The organism is Aquimarina sp. MAR_2010_214 (genome assembly GCF_002846555.1).
GTDB lineage: Bacteria > Bacteroidota > Bacteroidia > Flavobacteriales > Flavobacteriaceae > Aquimarina.
Window position 1 is genome coordinate 931695 of record NZ_PJMS01000001.1, and the last position, 16554, is coordinate 948248.

16 protein-coding genes are annotated in these 16554 nt (G+C 33.2%); 8 read left to right on the plus strand and 8 right to left on the minus strand.

Features of this window, described 5'->3' with window-relative positions; translation table 11 throughout:
* Positions 1-38: 38 nt before the first annotated feature.
* The 6 genes from ATE84_RS04060 (at position 39) to ATE84_RS04085 (ending at position 6471) form a co-directional block, all read left to right on the plus strand.
* Positions 39-1490, plus strand: coding sequence for an oligosaccharide flippase family protein (locus ATE84_RS04060; RefSeq protein ID WP_101446014.1), 1452 nt, complete (start codon positions 39-41; stop codon positions 1488-1490).
* 76 nt (positions 1491-1566) lie between these two features.
* Positions 1567-2001: a dUTP diphosphatase gene (gene dut, locus ATE84_RS04065; RefSeq protein WP_101446016.1), complete on the plus strand. Its 435-nt coding sequence runs from the start codon at positions 1567-1569 to the stop codon at positions 1999-2001.
* 34 nt (positions 2002-2035) lie between these two features.
* Positions 2036-3052 (plus strand): sugar phosphate nucleotidyltransferase, encoded by a 1017-nt coding sequence (locus ATE84_RS04070; RefSeq protein WP_101446018.1) that lies wholly within the window; start codon positions 2036-2038, stop codon positions 3050-3052.
* A 38-nt stretch (positions 3053-3090) separates the two neighbouring features.
* Complete coding sequence (locus ATE84_RS04075) at positions 3091-4464, plus strand: lipopolysaccharide assembly protein LapB (RefSeq protein WP_101446020.1); 1374 nt, start codon at positions 3091-3093, stop codon at positions 4462-4464.
* Positions 4465-4471: 7 nt separating this feature from the next.
* Positions 4472-5245, plus strand: a complete 774-nt coding sequence (locus ATE84_RS04080) for a DUF4292 domain-containing protein (RefSeq protein WP_101446021.1) — start codon at positions 4472-4474, stop codon at positions 5243-5245.
* The gene (locus tag ATE84_RS04085) at positions 5242-6471 is read left to right on the plus strand and encodes a murein hydrolase activator EnvC (protein WP_101446023.1); all 1230 of its coding nucleotides are present in this window, start codon (positions 5242-5244) and stop codon (positions 6469-6471) included. The genes ATE84_RS04080 and ATE84_RS04085 overlap by 4 nt, the downstream gene beginning before the upstream one ends.
* Before the next feature lie 12 nt (positions 6472-6483).
* Here ATE84_RS04085 and ATE84_RS04090 read toward each other — a convergent pair whose 3' ends face one another.
* Both ATE84_RS04090 and ATE84_RS04095 read right to left on the minus strand, forming a co-directional pair.
* Positions 6484-6993 (minus strand): acyl-CoA thioesterase, encoded by a 510-nt coding sequence (locus ATE84_RS04090; RefSeq protein ID WP_101446025.1) that lies wholly within the window; start codon positions 6991-6993, stop codon positions 6484-6486.
* 151 nt (positions 6994-7144) lie between these two features.
* Positions 7145-8140 carry an SPOR domain-containing protein gene (locus ATE84_RS04095; protein WP_101446027.1) on the minus strand — a complete coding sequence of 332 codons (996 nt, stop codon included), beginning with the start codon at positions 8138-8140 and terminating at the stop codon, positions 7145-7147.
* A gap of 147 nt (positions 8141-8287) precedes the next feature.
* Here ATE84_RS04095 and dprA point away from each other — a divergent pair, with 147 nt between their 5' ends.
* Both dprA and ATE84_RS04105 read left to right on the plus strand, forming a co-directional pair.
* Complete coding sequence (gene dprA, locus ATE84_RS04100) at positions 8288-9391, plus strand: DNA-processing protein DprA (RefSeq protein ID WP_101446029.1); 1104 nt, start codon at positions 8288-8290, stop codon at positions 9389-9391.
* Between the two features lie 46 nt (positions 9392-9437).
* Positions 9438-10391, plus strand: a complete 954-nt coding sequence (locus ATE84_RS04105; protein ID WP_101446031.1) for a tetratricopeptide repeat protein — start codon at positions 9438-9440, stop codon at positions 10389-10391.
* Between the two features lie 53 nt (positions 10392-10444).
* Here the strand turns inward: ATE84_RS04105 and ATE84_RS04110 are convergent, their stop codons facing one another.
* From ATE84_RS04110 to ATE84_RS04135, 6 genes are all read right to left on the minus strand, one after another.
* On the minus strand, positions 10445-10801 hold the full coding sequence (locus tag ATE84_RS04110; RefSeq protein ID WP_101446033.1) for a SnoaL-like domain-containing protein: 357 nt from the start codon (positions 10799-10801) through the stop codon (positions 10445-10447).
* Positions 10779-11681, minus strand: coding sequence for a sterol desaturase family protein (locus ATE84_RS04115; protein WP_101446035.1), 903 nt, complete (start codon positions 11679-11681; stop codon positions 10779-10781). The genes ATE84_RS04110 and ATE84_RS04115 overlap by 23 nt, the downstream gene beginning before the upstream one ends.
* Positions 11678-11857 (minus strand): hypothetical protein, encoded by a 180-nt coding sequence (locus ATE84_RS04120; protein WP_101446037.1) that lies wholly within the window; start codon positions 11855-11857, stop codon positions 11678-11680. The genes ATE84_RS04115 and ATE84_RS04120 overlap by 4 nt, the downstream gene beginning before the upstream one ends.
* 69 nt (positions 11858-11926) lie before the next feature.
* Complete coding sequence (locus ATE84_RS04125) at positions 11927-12796, minus strand: GyrI-like domain-containing protein (protein WP_158237171.1); 870 nt, start codon at positions 12794-12796, stop codon at positions 11927-11929.
* Between the two features lie 63 nt (positions 12797-12859).
* Positions 12860-16009 (minus strand): S41 family peptidase, encoded by a 3150-nt coding sequence (locus ATE84_RS04130; RefSeq protein WP_101446040.1) that lies wholly within the window; start codon positions 16007-16009, stop codon positions 12860-12862.
* A gap of 172 nt (positions 16010-16181) precedes the next feature.
* On the minus strand, positions 16182-16526 hold the full coding sequence (locus ATE84_RS04135) for a helix-turn-helix domain-containing protein (protein ID WP_101446042.1): 345 nt from the start codon (positions 16524-16526) through the stop codon (positions 16182-16184).
* Positions 16527-16554 lie beyond the last annotated feature (28 nt).

Genomic DNA, 16554 nt, shown 5'->3' on the forward strand with positions numbered 1-16554 from the left:
AAAAAATTGTATTTTTACAACTATAAGTACACCACCAATTGAGCATATTTCAGAAACTCTTTAAACAAACTTTTATTTATGGGCTGGCAACAGTACTCCCACGTATGTTGTCATTTATCCTAGTTCCCTTATATACAAAGATTTTACCAACAGAGGAGTATGGTAAAGTATCTATTATATTTTCATATTTTGTATTGTTTAATGTTATACTAGCCTATGGGATGGAAACTGCTTTTTTTAGGTTTTTTAATAAAGAATCTGATAAAGATGCAGTAGTAAGTACATCTGCAATATCTTTAGTGATATCATCATTTTGCTTTTTTGTTTTAGCCTTGCTATTTAAAAACCAAATAGCAATACTTACTGATATAAGAGTTGATTATATTACTTTGGTGATCTGGATTCTTTTATTAGATGCTTTAGTCATTGTCCCCTTTGCATGGCTAAGAGCAAATGAAAGACCAATGCGCTATTCATTGATTAAGATTGTAAATGTAATCGTTAATCTGGGATTGAATGTCATTTTGTTACTATACTTAAAAGAGTTATCAAAAGATTTTTCGATACTAAAGAGTATCACCATAGAGAATTATGAGATCAATTATATCTTCATTTCTAATTTGATTGCTAGTGGATTAACATTAGTATTATTGATCCCTTTCTATAGTAAGATTAAATATCGTTTTAACCGAGTCCTCTGGAAAAAAATGATGAACTATGCTTTTCCGGTTCTTATAGCGGGAGTTGCGTATTCTATTAATGAGACGTTTGATAGGATTTTATTGGATTATTTGTTACCAGAGGATGTAGCGGATCATTTGGTTGGAGTATATTCGGCTTGTTATAAACTTGCATTGTTCATGACTTTGTTTGCTACAGCATTTAGATTAGGAATAGAACCATTTTTCTTTAACTACTCCGAAAACAAGAATGCCCCCGAAACCTATGCCAGAATTACCAAATACTTTGTAGCTTTTGGAGCGGTTATTTTACTTGGAGTAGTCGTTTTTGTACATTTATTAAAAGACTTTATTATAAGAGATCAAGCATATTGGGAGGCCGTAAAAATTGTTCCGATAATTTTATTGGCAAATCTTTGCCTTGGGATATATCATAACCTCTCTGTATGGTATAAAATTACAGATAGAACTAAGTTTGGAGCTTATATTTCTGTAATAGGAGCCATAATTACATTGGTATTAAACTTTATTTTGATACCAAAATACAGTTACCTTGGATCGGCTATAGCAACATTAGCTGCTTATGGATCTATGATGATATTATCATGGTATTATGGCAGAAAGTATTACCCTATTCCTTATAATCTTAAGAAAATAGGAATGTATCTTTCTATATCCATTACCTTTTCGATTTTGTCATTTTATGTTTTTGATAGTAATTATATAATTTCTATCCCATTGTTACTTGGGTTTTTAGTAATTTTGTACGCCTCAGAAAAAAAAGAATTAAAACAAATTTTAAAAAGATAAATCCAGATAAAATTTTGATTTTCAGCTTTTTTGATAAAGTAATCTAAATTTTTTTACAGGATAATAGGATGTTAATATGCAGATAAAAATAATTAATCAATCATCACACGATTTACCTCATTACGAAACTATTGCTTCGGCAGGAATGGATCTAAGAGCTCATTTAGCAGAATCAATAATGTTAAAACCACTAGAGCGTACAATTGTAAAAACAGGATTGTTTATAGAGTTACCAGTAGGGTATGAGGCACAAGTACGTCCACGTAGTGGACTGGCAGCCAAAAAAGGAATTACAGTACTCAATGCACCAGGAACAATAGATGCAGACTATCGAGGAGAGATAGGAGTGATTTTGGTAAATCTGTCGAATGAAGATTTTACTATTCAAAATGGAGAAAGAGTAGCTCAAATGGTAATTGCAAAGCATGAAAGAGCAGAGTGGATTGAAGTAACAGAATTATCAGAAACCTCTAGAGGAGAAGGAGGATTTGGAAGTACAGGAGTTAAATAAAATAACAATCACCATAAAACCAATTTAAAGTCACATGAAAATCATAGTACCAATGGCAGGAAGAGGGTCGAGATTACGACCTCATACGCTCACAGTTCCAAAACCATTAATTCCGGTTGCCGGAAAACCAATAGTACACCGATTAGTAACTGATATTGCTAAAGTTTTAGGAGAACCAGTTGAGGAGATAGCCTTTGTATTAGGTGATCCCGCATTTTTTGGAGATGATGTAGTAGAAAGTTTAACAACATTGGCAGAAAATCTGGGAGCAAAAGCATCTATTTATAGACAAGATCAACCCTTGGGTACTGGTCATGCAATTATGTGCGCCAAAGAATCTTTGTCTGGACCTGCAGTAATTGCATATGCAGATACATTGATCAGAGCAGATTTTAACCTTGATAAAAATGCAGACTCTGTAATTTGGGTAAAGCAAGTAGATCAACCAGAAGCTTATGGTGTGGTAAAACTAAATGACAAAAATCAGATCGTAGAATTGGTAGAAAAACCTAAAGATTTTGTGTCAGACCTAGCGGTAATAGGAATATACTATTTTAAAGATGTAGCAGTTCTTAAAAATGAACTACAATATGTTCTGGATAATAACATTATTAATGGAGGAGAATACCAGATTAATGATGGTATTAAGAGAATGATGAGTAATGGAAAAGTCTTTGTAACCGGGCAAGTAGATGAATGGATGGATTGTGGAAACAAAAATGTCACTGTCGAAACAAATACCAGGATGCTAGGATTTTTACAAAATGATGGAGAGCATTTGGTTAGTAATGCAGTTACACAAGAAAATTCAACGGTTATTGCTCCCTGTTATTTGGGTGAAGGGGTAACGTTAAAAAATGCTACCGTAGGACCTAATGTTTCAATAGGAAATGGATGTACTGTTGAGAATGCTACAATCAAAAATAGTCTTATTCAGACCAAAACTGTCATAAAAAATGCTAACTTAGACAATGCTATGATAGGAAATAATGCTGTTTATGATGGAAACTTCACTACAGTAAGTATTGGAGACTATTCTGTTTTGGAATAATTTATGATGCAATACCAGTATTGTGCAGAACGCTATTTATGATTAACTATTGGAAACATATAGGTTTTTTATGTCTATTCTTTGGGAGTGGAAACAATATTGTCTTGTCTCAGGAGATAGTGCCTAAACAAGAGATAAATATTGACGATCTAGGAAATGTTTCTGATGAATTTCAAGAGAATTTTTTTGAAGCGCTAAAGCAAAAAGCAATTACCAATTATGATAAGGCAATTGAAGCCTTAGAAAAGTGTATTGAGATTGATCCAAAACCCGATTTTTTATATTTAGAACTAGGTAAGAATTATTTAGAACTAAAACGATATCAGGATGCAGAAGATAATTTCGTAAAAGTATTAGCTGACAAGCCTAATAATAGGTTTATTCTGGAGCTTTTGTTTGAAGTTTATTTTCAACAACGAAAATATAAAGAATCAGTAGCAGTAGTAGAAAAATTGGTTGCATTCAATCCTTTGTTTAAAGAGCAATTGGCAAATCTGTACTTTTTAGAAAAACGATATGAAGATGCATTAATCGTTCTTGATGAATTAGATGACGAATATGGAACCGATGAATATCGTAATCGAATAAGAAAAAGAATATCTTCAAAAATTATCGATCCAAATGGTCAAATTAGTAGACTAGAGCAAAAAATAAAAGAAAAACCCAAGGTAGAACAGAATTATTTAAACCTGATTTACCTTTATAGTAAAGATAATCAAAAAGAAAAAGCATTTGAAACGGCTAAATTACTTCTGAAGAAAAAACCAAAATCAGAATTCGTACACCTGGCGCTATATAAGTTTTATCTCGAAGAAAATAATATCGAACAAGCTATTAATTCAATGAAGATTGCTTTAAAAAGCAATAAAATAGATATTGAATCAAAATATAAAGTGATTAACGATTTTTTACCGTATCTCGATAAGAATCCACAATACGAATCTCAATTAACAAGTATTGTTTCTTTACTCTCTAATGGTCAAAATAATGGAAAAGTTTTTACAGAATTAGGTCATTATTATTATAAAAAAGACAAAAAAGAGCAAGCACTCAATTTTTATGAGCGAGGAATAAAAAGTAATGTCAATGATTTTGTATTGCTAAAAAGGATCTTATTATTACAACTGGACTTAGAACGATATGAAAAAGTAGAAACGGGGAGCGAGTTAGCTTTAGAAATGTATCCTGCTCAACCTATTTTCTATTTGGCCAATGGCGTAGCATTGATTCATCTCGAAAAAGCAGCAGAAGCTGTCGAAATTCTAACAATAGGTATAGATTATGTAATAGATGACTTAAAGATGGAATTAGATTTTTACCAACAAATGAGTGTGGCATATCGCAACCTTGGAGATACTACAAAAGCCTCAGAATATCAACAAAAAGCAAATCAACTTCAGAAAAAATCGTAAAAGGGTAATGAACAGAATATTTTATCTATTGTGCATTGCTTTGATGATGCTTAATTCTTGTAAAGGGACCAAGGCGATAAATGAAGCAGGTATCAAAAAACTAAATGCAGAAAAAGTAATTGCAAACCATTACAATCGGTCTTTTAATTTTAGAACACTTAATACCCGTATAAAGGTAAAATACGATGATGGTAGGCAATCTTACAGTCCTAATGCCACACTGCGAATAGAAAGGGATAAAACCATTTGGATTAGTGTAAAAATGTTGGGTATTACATTGGCAAAAGCACTCATAACACCAGAAAAAGTAAGTTATTACGAGAAAATCAATAGCACCTATTTTGAAGGAGATTTCAAACTCCTAAGCGAGTGGTTGGGCACAGATTTGGATTATGATAAAGTACAGCAGATGCTTTTAGGACAAGCATTGTTTAACTTGAGAAATGATAAGTACAAATCTTCAATAGCAGGAAAAGTATATCAACTACGACCCAAGACAGAATTAGCACTTTTTGAACGCTTGTTTTTAATACACCCAGGTACCTTCAAAATGTTCTCACAACGGCTAAAGCAATCTATCGAAAATAGAGATCTAACGATCAATTATCGAAGCTATCAAAAAGTAGGAAATCAAGATTTTCCTAAAGAGATTTATATTGAAGCATTGCAGGATAAAGAAAAAACCATGATTGAGATTGATTATAAAACGGTAGATTACAATGCTAAGGTGAGTTTTCCGTTTAAAATACCATCAGGGTATAAGCAAGTTACTATTCAATGAGGTTTTTAAAGAGTATATATTTTGTAGGTTTATTACTAGTTTGTAGTCCATCTTTCTCTCAAAGCGCTAAACAACAGCAGCTTGAAGAAGAACGCCAGAGACTTAGAGAAGAGATTGAACAAATGAAAGAACTACGTGCCAACAATAAACGTAAGGAACGTTCTGTTCTTTATGAAGTAGAAACGATCAACTCACAGATAGGGACACGTAAAAACCTAATAAAAATTACCAATCAACAAGCTAATTTATTGACTCGGGAGATCAATACAAATTTTAAAAAAATAGCCGCATATCGTAAGGAGCTCACAGCACTTAAAAAGGATTATGCCAAGATGATCACAAAATCCTATAAGAGTAAATCTCATCAAAGTAGAATTATGTTTTTACTTTCTTCTTCTGATTTTTCTCAGGCCTATAAGCGATTACAATATATGAAACAATATAATGAACATCGCAAAGAGCAGGCAGATCGGATAGAAAATGATACCAAAGAACTTCAGGTTTTAAATACAGATCTGTCAAGACAAAAAAAGGAAAAACAAGTACTGATTGAAGAGAATCGCGAAGAACAGAATAAGCTTAAAGAAGAGAAGAAGGAGCAACAAATTTTGATGACTTCTATTCGTAAAAAGCAAGGCACTTATACGAAACAAATCAAAGCAAAAGAACAACAAGCTAGTGCGATTGATAAAGCAATTGAGAAGTTGATTAGGGAAGCCATAGCTAAAGCCAATAAAAAAGCAGGTAAAAAAGTAACAAAAAAAGGATCTGCAACAACATTTGCCCTTACTGCTGAAGCCAAAATATTAGCCGATAATTTTACATCTAACAAAGGAAAATTACCTTGGCCTGTGGGAACAGGAAGAGTAACCAAGAAATTTGGTCGTCAGCCGCACCCTACGCTTCCAAATATACAAATCAATAGTAGTGGAGTAGAAATTGAAACAAGATCAGGAGAGCCTGCGAGAGCCATTTTTGAAGGAGAAGTAATCGCAATCCAAAAACTTAAAGGAGCAAGTCGTTTAATACAAATACGACATGGTAATTATATCACTACATATTATAATATAGAGAATATTAGTGTTAAAGAAGGGCAGAAAGTAGCTACCAAACAATCAATAGGTGAAGTGCGCACCAATCCAACAACAGGTAGAACGATTATGAAATTCTTAATTTACCAAAATGCAAAACGATTAAATCCTCAAAGTTGGATTTATAAGATGTGATGAGTGTATAGATTATACAAACAACGCTTTCAGTTCTGTAGCATCCTCAGGTTTCATTTTTCCTGCAAGAACCAAACTCAATTGTTTACGGCGTAAAGCGGCGTCATACCTCTGTTTTTCGAGTGCTGTCTCTGGCGTTATTGAAGGTACGGCTACTGGGTTTCCACTTTCATTTACAGCAACAAAGGTGTAGATAGCCTCATTAGCTTTAGTTTTATCTCCGCTCTGGCGATCTTCTACCCATACATCTATATACACTTCCATTGAAGATCTAAAGGCTCTAGAAACTTTTGCTTCAACGGTTACAACACTACCTAGTGGGATAGCCTTATTAAAAGCAACATGATTCACCGAAGCAGTTACCACAATTCGTCGAGAATGTCTACCTGCAGCAATTCCTGCTGCACGATCCATACGAGCTAAAAGTTCTCCTCCAAATAAGTTATTTAAAGGATTGGTTTCTCCTGTTAGTACCAAATCGGTTAAAGTAGTAAGAGATTCTGAAGGGTGTCTGGATTCCATGCAATTTTAAATTTTTGCAAAGATATGCGGTAATACCATAATGAGAAAATAACAACAGGTATAATTTATGAGTATTTAAACTTCATAGTACAGTATTTTGTTGCGGTGATAACAAAATACTTACAATATATAATTGTAGTGTGATTTTGGATTACTTTTTAATCAATAACCAGGCTTTAGAGCTTTGTTCTCTTTTAATTCTGGCTAAAGCTTGTATTGCTTCAGAACGATTTTCATAACTTTCATATGCTACCTGATGTAAGCCATATTTGTTTACCCCAATAAGATGAGCATTAAACCCTTGTGATTTAAGTTTTTGTATTTTATTATCTGCATTAGATACAACTCTAAAAGCTCCAGCGACAATATGAAAACTTCCTGATACAGTTTTAGATATTTCAGGAGTTGTAGTAGTGTTTTCTTTACCTTTTATAATATTAAGGTTGATTGCAGGGAGTGGGTTTGAAATTTCAAAAGTAGCTTCCTGTATTCTGTTTTCGATTTCTTGATTAGCTTTTTGCCATTCTTTGTTATTGTAACTTACATTAGTATCACTAACTTGTTTTAAACCAAAAAAACCACCAATTCCTAATACAATTGCTGCAACAGCTGCGTATTGTAAATAAGGACGTTCACGACGTTTTTCTGGAGTAAATGCAAGCGGGATTACTTCTTCGATAGCTTCAACATTTTCCTTATATACCTCACGTTTGATCTCAATCTCCCTTTTAATTACAGGGGATGCAAAAGAATGTAAACCAAAAGCTTCTGTAAGATAGTTTACTTCTTGTAAAGGTTCAAATTGTAATGTATTTTCTACCGAAGTATAGAATGAACCAATTTTCTCTAATTCTATACGTTGTCCTTTTGCCATCTTTTCATTAAGAGACAAAACATAACGCTGGATTTTGGCAACAGCATCTGTATATGAGATGTTCTCTGCAGATGCAATATAATTAGCTAACAAGCCATCATTGTTTTGTAATTGGCTATTAAAAGAAATTAATTTTTGAGGAGGATAAAAAGTAGTAGTGCCATCTTGGATTGTAGCTGGTTGACGCCTAGTTAAAAACGCTCCAAAACCCGGTAGGATTATACATTCATATCGATATAATAGTTCGCTTATGTAGTTAGCTGTGTTATTCATTACCCCTTCTAAAAATATGCTTTCCTTGTTAGTGACAATTAATTATTCCAAAGGTATAAAAAAATGGAAGTCATTTAAACTCTAGCGGCTGAATTTATTAACAGTTTCTATTTTTTTTGTTACTTGCACTGACTTACAATTTATTACATGAATATCGAAAAACTTCTGGCTTTACTCACTCTTAAAAAAGTAACCAATCTTGGAGATAGCTCTATCAAAAAATTAATACGTGAAGTTGGCGATGCAGAAGCGGTGCTTGCCGAAAAAACAAATAACCTACTCAAAATTGATGGAATAGGGAAAATGAAAATCAAAGATTTGCATAATCCGGAGTATCGAAGAATGGCAGAAAACGAGCTTCAATTTGTACAGGAAAATAATATTAATTATTTGGTGTATGATCAACAAGATTATCCAGAAAGATTAAAACATTGTATTGATAGCCCGGTGGTATTGTTTAGTTCGGGAAATATTGATCTTCAACACAAAAAAATTGTGAGTATTGTAGGTACTCGTCAAGTAACTCGATATGGAGTACAGTTTTGCGAAGAATTGATAGAAACACTGGCGCCTGTAAATCCTGTTATCGTATCGGGTTTTGCTTATGGTGTTGATATCACAGCGCAGCGAGCAGCTGTAAAACATAATCTACAAACTGTAGGTTGCCTGGCGCATGGCTTAAATCAAATTTACCCTAAAGCGCATAAGAAGTATGTTGCTCAGATCGAGGAAAATGGCGGGTTTTTTACAGATTTCTGGAGCACAGATACTTTTGATCGCAAAAATTTTCTGGGCCGTAATCGAATTATTGCAGGACTTAGTGAGGCAACTGTAGTTATTGAGAGTGCTGATAAAGGAGGCTCTTTGGTGACTGCTGATATTGCTAATTCTTATAATCGCGATGTATTCGCGGTTCCTGGCAGAGCACATGACCCTTTAAGCAAGGGATGTAATATGTTGATAAAAACCCAGCAAGCCCATATGCTTACCAGTGCTGCGGATCTAATGTATATGCTTAATTGGAAACTTGATGAGAATAAGCAACCTGCTGTACAAAAAAAATTATTTGTAGAGTTAGATGAGCAAGAAAAGAAAATCTATAATTTTTTAACCGATAACGGAAAAGAACTATTAGACGTTATAGCTTTACAGTGCCAAATCCCTACGTTTAAAACGGCTTCTGTTTTACTTAATATGGAGCTAAAAGGGGTTGTGAAACCGCTACCGGGAAAATTATTTGAGGCAGTCTGATTGTTTTTATATTAAGAACTCGCTCTTTTTTTATATTATATTTGAAATGAAATCAGGAATTCTTCAAATCAAAAACACACAAATGAAATTACTATCGATATTCATAGGGATATTCTGTTTTTTTGCTTGTTGTACTACTAAAGTAAATACTACTATGACAGATTATCAAAAGGCTAAGGAAATTCAGGAAAAAATTGAGAGGGGAGATTTGATGATTGCGATATTAAATATCAACAAGGTTGATGAAATGATTGACTTATTTACTAGATCAGGAGATTCTGGTAACGCTGGTGGTTGGTACGAATTAGGTATGATTTATTATAAAGGTATAGGTGTCGATCAAGATGCTGAGAAAGCGGTTTCTTACTTTAAATTGGCTGCAGAATCAGAATATGGCATCGATGCGTGGATAAAATATATAAGAATAGCCTATTTTGCTAATCTCACTTCTATACCCACTAATGATATTATCGGTTTAGTTAGAAAATTGGAGAAAGAAGATCCTAGCGGAGAATTATATTTACTAAAGGGTTATATGTTATATCAAGGGTATGCATACAAAGAAAACCCGGAAGCTTCTTTATTGGCACATCAGGAATCTGCCAATAAAGGAAATGCTGATGCGATGTTCGAATTGTGTATTTATTATACTCAGGGAATAGGAGCAGAACAAGATGTACAAAAAGCGTTGGATTGGTGTATTAGAGCTGCAGAAAACAATAATACCAGAGCAATCTATAATCTGGGGGCGTACTATGCTAGAGGATATGAAACTATACCAAAAGACACCAATAAAGCAATAGAATATTATACCAAAGCTGCTAATCTGGGTCATGGTAAAGCTGCAGGACAATTGGCTGCAATGTATATTATGGGAGAGGAAGTCGATAAAGATGAAGAAAAAGCCAAGATGTTTTATAAATTGGCTTTTGAAAATGATTTTGATATTGATATTTTCTTTGAAAATTTAGGCCTTGAAGAACTTAACTTAGACGATTAAGCATAATAATGATCTCTCTCTTAAGTATGTTATACAAAGCAATTTGATCATTACTACTTATAAAAAAATTGCTCTTTTATGATTTTTCCATCACTTACTTCATAAACAATGATCTCATCGATTTCTATATTGTCATTATTTACCATGGTTACATCTGTAATCATTCGTATACTAAAATGATCTTTACTCACTAATGGTTCTGAAACCTCAAAATGATTCCATTTTTTTACATACAAAAGAAAACGTTTTTCTTTTTGAACCATAGCTTCTAAACCTACTACTGATTTTTCTTTAAATTTATCAGGTTCTTGATTTATCGCATTTGTAGCAAATAATTGTTGCTGAGCCTCCAAGAATTTTTTTTCTCGTAACAATTCTACTAGTTTATTAGCTATTGTTATAGTTGTCATGTATTGTTTTTTTGTGGTTTTTAAAGTAAGAAGGGCGCCATATGAGACTACCAAAGATAATTCTAAATCGATCAACCCAGGTTCTGCATTGTTTTACATCTTTCCATATATTTTTGTATTCAATAAAATTGATAGTGATAGGATTATTAGAATTTATGTTTTTCGTTAACCCATAAATCACTTTTTCTTCTTCTCTCTGAAAAGTACCAAATAGTTTATCCCATAGTATTAGAACTCCACCATAATTTTTGTCGAGGTATTTTTGATTAGAACCATGATGAACTCTATGCACAGATGGAGTATTAAATATTTCGTCTAACCAACCCAGTTTGATAATTCTTTCAGTATGTATCCACGTTTGATATTGTGCAACAAAAATTAATGAAACTATTGCTTGAAAAGGATTAAAACCCATTAATATCATTGGTATAAGAAAGACCCACTCAATTGCACTTTCAATAATACTTAATCGCATAGATACCGTTAGGTTATAATCTTCAGAAGAATGATGTACGCTATGATTGGCCCATAAAATACGATGCTCATGTTCTAGCCTGTGCATCCAGTAATATGTAAAATCAGCAGCCAACAGACTTAAAATCCAGGTCCAGCCATTCATAGGAATCTCAAGTGGTGATAGATGGTAAAAGGGCAGGAGACAAATGATCCCAATAGAACCAAAGACTGTTTTTTCTAATAATTGTCCGAGAAAAAATATAATGATGTTAGCTCCTGTATCTTTCCATCTTCGTTCCTTGCTAGTAAAAAAGTCTAAGCAAATTTCAAAAAAGATAAGTGTTATATTGATGATAAAGAAATACGCTACATAGTTTAGTATCTCTGAAGTCTGGAAAAGGAAAACAATTTCTTCTATATTCATTTTTGCTGTTGGTTTTCTGGTATGAAGTATAAAAACCAAAGGAACCATAAGAGGCTTAATAATCCCCAAATGGAACCTTGACCATGGTAATAATCGATCACATCTGAGAATGTATAGAAACCAATACATCCTAAAACTCCTAAGTACCAGTGTTTTTGAAACGTAAAGTTCTTCATGTTTTTTTACTTATGAAGCAAAAGTAATAGCTATACTAAAGCACATGTTTGTTAATTTTGGACAATATGTTATTTGATAGGAATATAAATCTCGGTAAGTAATTCGTGTTGCGGAGTATCTGCATTATCATTAAGAAAAAACTCTAATGTAGGCTTATCTACTAATTCTAATTGTATGTCTGTGATCCAATGTGAATATATATAATCATAAGTGATTATGGAGTCTTCATGACTTCCCTTATGAAGAAATTTGGCATATTTTTGAGGCGCTATCGTTTTGATTCTAAACAACCCTTCTACTTCAAATTTTGATGATGATTCTATAACAATACCCGCATTATATCTACAATGTACACTATCAGTAATATCATTGTCATCTAATATTTCTGCCATACATATGGTATCATGATCAAATACATTATTTTTTGATGCATACGTTATGAGTTGCTTCCAGGTTTCTTTAATACCTTTAATATTCTCAAATGTACCTTGATAGGTTAGGTATAGAAAATCGAGACTGGGTAATTCTTCAATTTCAAAAGTAACTGAGGATTGTTGACTCACTTTATGTGGATCTATTGTTTTTTGAAATAGTTGTCGTTTAAACTCCTGATCTTCTCTAAATTGAGAAGGAGAACAATTAAATTGATTTTTAAATGCTTTACTAAAAGCTGCGATGTCACTATATCCAAGAAAAAAAGCGATTTCAGAAATAGTAGTGTCAGAATATTTAATGTATTGTGCTGCTTTCTCTAGCTTAATTCTTTTGATGTACTTTCCGATCGTTTCATGATGTAGCGCAAGAAATATTCGATTTATATTTCGATAGGAGTAATACGATACCTCTTCTATATCTTTGATAGTGATATCTTCTTTGAACTTCTTATCTAAAAAATCTAATAAAGACTTATACCTTTCAAGTTGCGTAGGATTACTCATAAACATACATTGTTAAGTAAGATACAAATACCATCACAATGTGATGTTGTTATTTTTAGACAATTATTTACTCCCTAATTGCTTCATTATTTCTGATACTGCTTTATCTAATTGTGGTTGATTATTTTCTAAACGATTTTTAAATGTTTCTTTGACATAAATATCTGGTGCAACTCCTGTTTTTTCTAAATTTTTACCATCTAATGTATAACATCCCCAGGAAGGTAAACGATAGGAGGAACCATCTACCAGGCCTTTGCTAGAGGTAAAAATAATCCATCTATAGGTTTCTGTTCCTATAACTTTACCCAGACCAAGTTCTTTAAAACCAGCAGAAGTCATCTCTGCATCACTTAAGGTTTGCTCATTTATCAGAATTACGATAGGTTTTACCGCGGGTGCAAAATTGGGCTGTGAGGTAAGTTTACCATCCCTATATTTCCATTTTAAGTAAGGTCTCTGAGATAAAAATTGTAATACCTCATCATGCACATTTCCTCCTGTATTATTTCGTAAATCCAGGATTAGGGCATCTCTTTTATACCCTTCAGAAACCATTTCCCTTTTAAAGTTTTTGAGTTCCCCACGTACCATATTTTTCATATGAACATAGGCAATTTTTTTATTGCTTTTTTGATCTATATAGGATTGGTTACTATCGACCCATTCATCATAGCGTAAGCTTCTTAAGCTTCTCGATGAGATTGGGTGTAGATTTACTGTTATCTTCTGCGAATTACGTTCGAGTGTTAATTGTATTTCCTGATCCAGAGATGGTTGCGTAAAATATAGTTCTCTATTATTTTTTGAATCGATTTTTTGGTTATTTACGGCGATTAATCGATCTCCTGGGAGTATATTTTTGTTGGCTACATCTGCAGGGCTGTCGGTAATAATTCTTTCTACCTGATATGGATCATTTTTAGAGAAAACAATTCCTGTTGCCAGTGTTTTAGTACTATAAAACTTCTTTTCCTCTTTACCGGTAGAACGAAACCCAAAGTGAGATGTATTTAGCTCACCCAACATATCATTAAATAATAGTCTTAAGTGAGAACGATTATTGATATAAGGTAAGTAAGCTGCATATTGATCTCTAAGTTTTTTCCAATCTTCTCCATGAAAATCCCCATCATAAAAGTTTTCTCCAAAACCGGCCCAGGCTTCCCAAAATATCTGTTGAAATTCATCAGACAATGTTTTTCTGAATTTATGGTCAATTTTGATTTCTTCGGTCTTATTATTTTCAATATTGAGAGTGTGAATATTACCTTCTAACAGTATATAATGATTTTCTTTTGCCGATGCTATTTGATAACCAGAAACTTTGGCATCTCCGACTTTCTCTGTTTTATTTTTCTCAAATGGTTTTATAGTAGTTTTCCATAGTTTAGCATCTCCTTCATCGTGATTAGAGATATAAAACACATAAGAGGTTTCTTCTTTATCAAAAACATAGGTTCCACCTTGATATCCAAAAGCAGGACTAATACGTTTTATACGCTCCATCAACCCTTTTGGATTAATATTGATCTTTATCGTTTCAGTTTTGTCTTTTTTATCGGCATCTTCCTTTTCATCTTTATCGTCTTCTTTTACTTCTACAAATAATTCTTTAAACTTATTAGAAGTATAGGGAGCTTCATACTTATCTAATGCCATTTGATAAATACCAGCTTCATCTAGTCCATAAGGGTAACTGGGTTGTGTAAGGTTAGAACTAAAGTAGATGTATTTACCATCAGGGGACCAGAAAGGACTACTTTCGTTTACCCCGGTTTGGGTAAGATTTATTATTTTTTTTGAAGGGATGTGATAGGTAAAAACATCTTGTTCAAAATCACGTATCGCATTATAAACGAGATACTGGCCATTTGGAGAAAACCTGGGTTGCGGTGGATATAGTGCCCAGAATTCATCTTTTACAACAGTAGTGCTTTTTAGGTTTTCGAGATTAAGAAGGCGTAATTCATCTCTACCACTTATATAGGCTACTTGGGTACGCTTTGGGTTTATTTCGAGATTTACATTACTTCGAGAATCAGAGGTGATTTGTTTTTCTTTGCCTTTTCCTTCCGCAGAAATAGTAAATAGATTAAGATATCCATCTACAGTCTGGTTGTATAACAAGGTGCGATTATCCTTAAGCCATTTTACCTCAACTACTCGTTCTGCAGGGTTGACAGGTATTTGCTGAATAAATTTACCTTTTGGATCAGAGACAAATAGTGCACCACGCGAAACGAAGGCCATCTTTTTATTATCAGAGGAAATATCAAAATTGGTAATGTTCCCCTTTGTCTTAAAATCCCGGGTTTTTTCTAATGTGTTATTAAGATAGATCTTAATCGGTACTTTTTTTGTGGTATTAGTGGCTACATCATACAGGTAAATTTGATAATCTTTACCAAAAACCACGTGACTTCCATTAGCGCTTACTTGTGGTCTTGCGATAGAGGTGTCAAATTTGGTTAGGGTCGTTTTTTTACCATTTTTAAATGTGTACAGATTATATTCTCCGTTAGCTTGGTCAGAAACAAAATAGAGGTTTCCATTTTTGTCTATTGTCGTCCAAAAATCTTTTCCTTTATACGAAGTGTGTTCTTTATATTCTTTAGTTTGGGGATTATAGGATTTTATATTAGGATTATAATCTCCTTTATATCGTTTTCTATGCGTAAAATTTTTGCTTTCCCAACTTTCATTAAAGAAAATTTCTCCTGTGGTAGGGTGGGGTACTATATTATGAACGGTATTAAAATAATGATTAAATAAACGATTTGGAGTCCCACCAGAAACAGCTACTTCATATCCACTAAAACGATTTTCTCTGGATGAGGTAAAATATATTTTTTTTGAATCCCATGACCAGCTATCTACATCATCGGTAGCATCATGAAAAGTAAGTTGACGAATTTCTCCTCCTTTTATAGGCATGATATACACGTCTTTATTACCATATTGGGTAGCACTAAAAGCTAACCATTTCCCATCGGGAGAAATAGTTGGTAATGTCTCGTCACCTTGCATTCCGGTAAGTCGGGATGCCTCGCCACCACGAGAGGGCACTTTCCATAAATCCCCATCATAACTAAATATAATAGTCTGCCCGTCTGGAGTTAAGGTGGGGTCGATTGTAAAGTATGCTTCTTGTGCATAAGACGCAATACTAAATACAAAACAAAGAATTGCAGTGAAGAGTGATTTGAACATATTGATGTTTTTGATTGAAGCAGGAAAGATACTAAACTTGAGTAATACAAATTTTAGAATAAAAAGTTAAAAAATTGATTATTAGGTATGATGTAATATTTGACGCGACTAGCGGGAGTGGGGAAAAGTAAGTGTAAACCTTTGGGTTTAGCACTTATTAGCTTGCGTAATTTTATTTCAGATTCGCATTGCTCCATTCCATTATTTTAGTTAAATTTTCTTTTAAAGATTTTCCTTTTTTCGTTAATCTGTATTCAACTTTAGGTGGAATTACTGGATATGATTTTCTGTTTACTATTTTTAATTTTTCCAAGTCTTTTAATTGCTGTGATAACATTTTTTGACTAATTCCGTCAATAGCTTTATCCAATTCATTAAATCGCATTACTTCGTTTAAGAGCAAAAGCCAAATAATAACAGGTTTCCATTTTCCTCCAATTTGCTCCATAAATATGGTTATTGGACATTCTTTGGCTTGTTGATATTTTTTTTCAATTATTTTTTCTTCTGTTTTCATTTAAAAGTTCATTTTTCCGACTTATTAG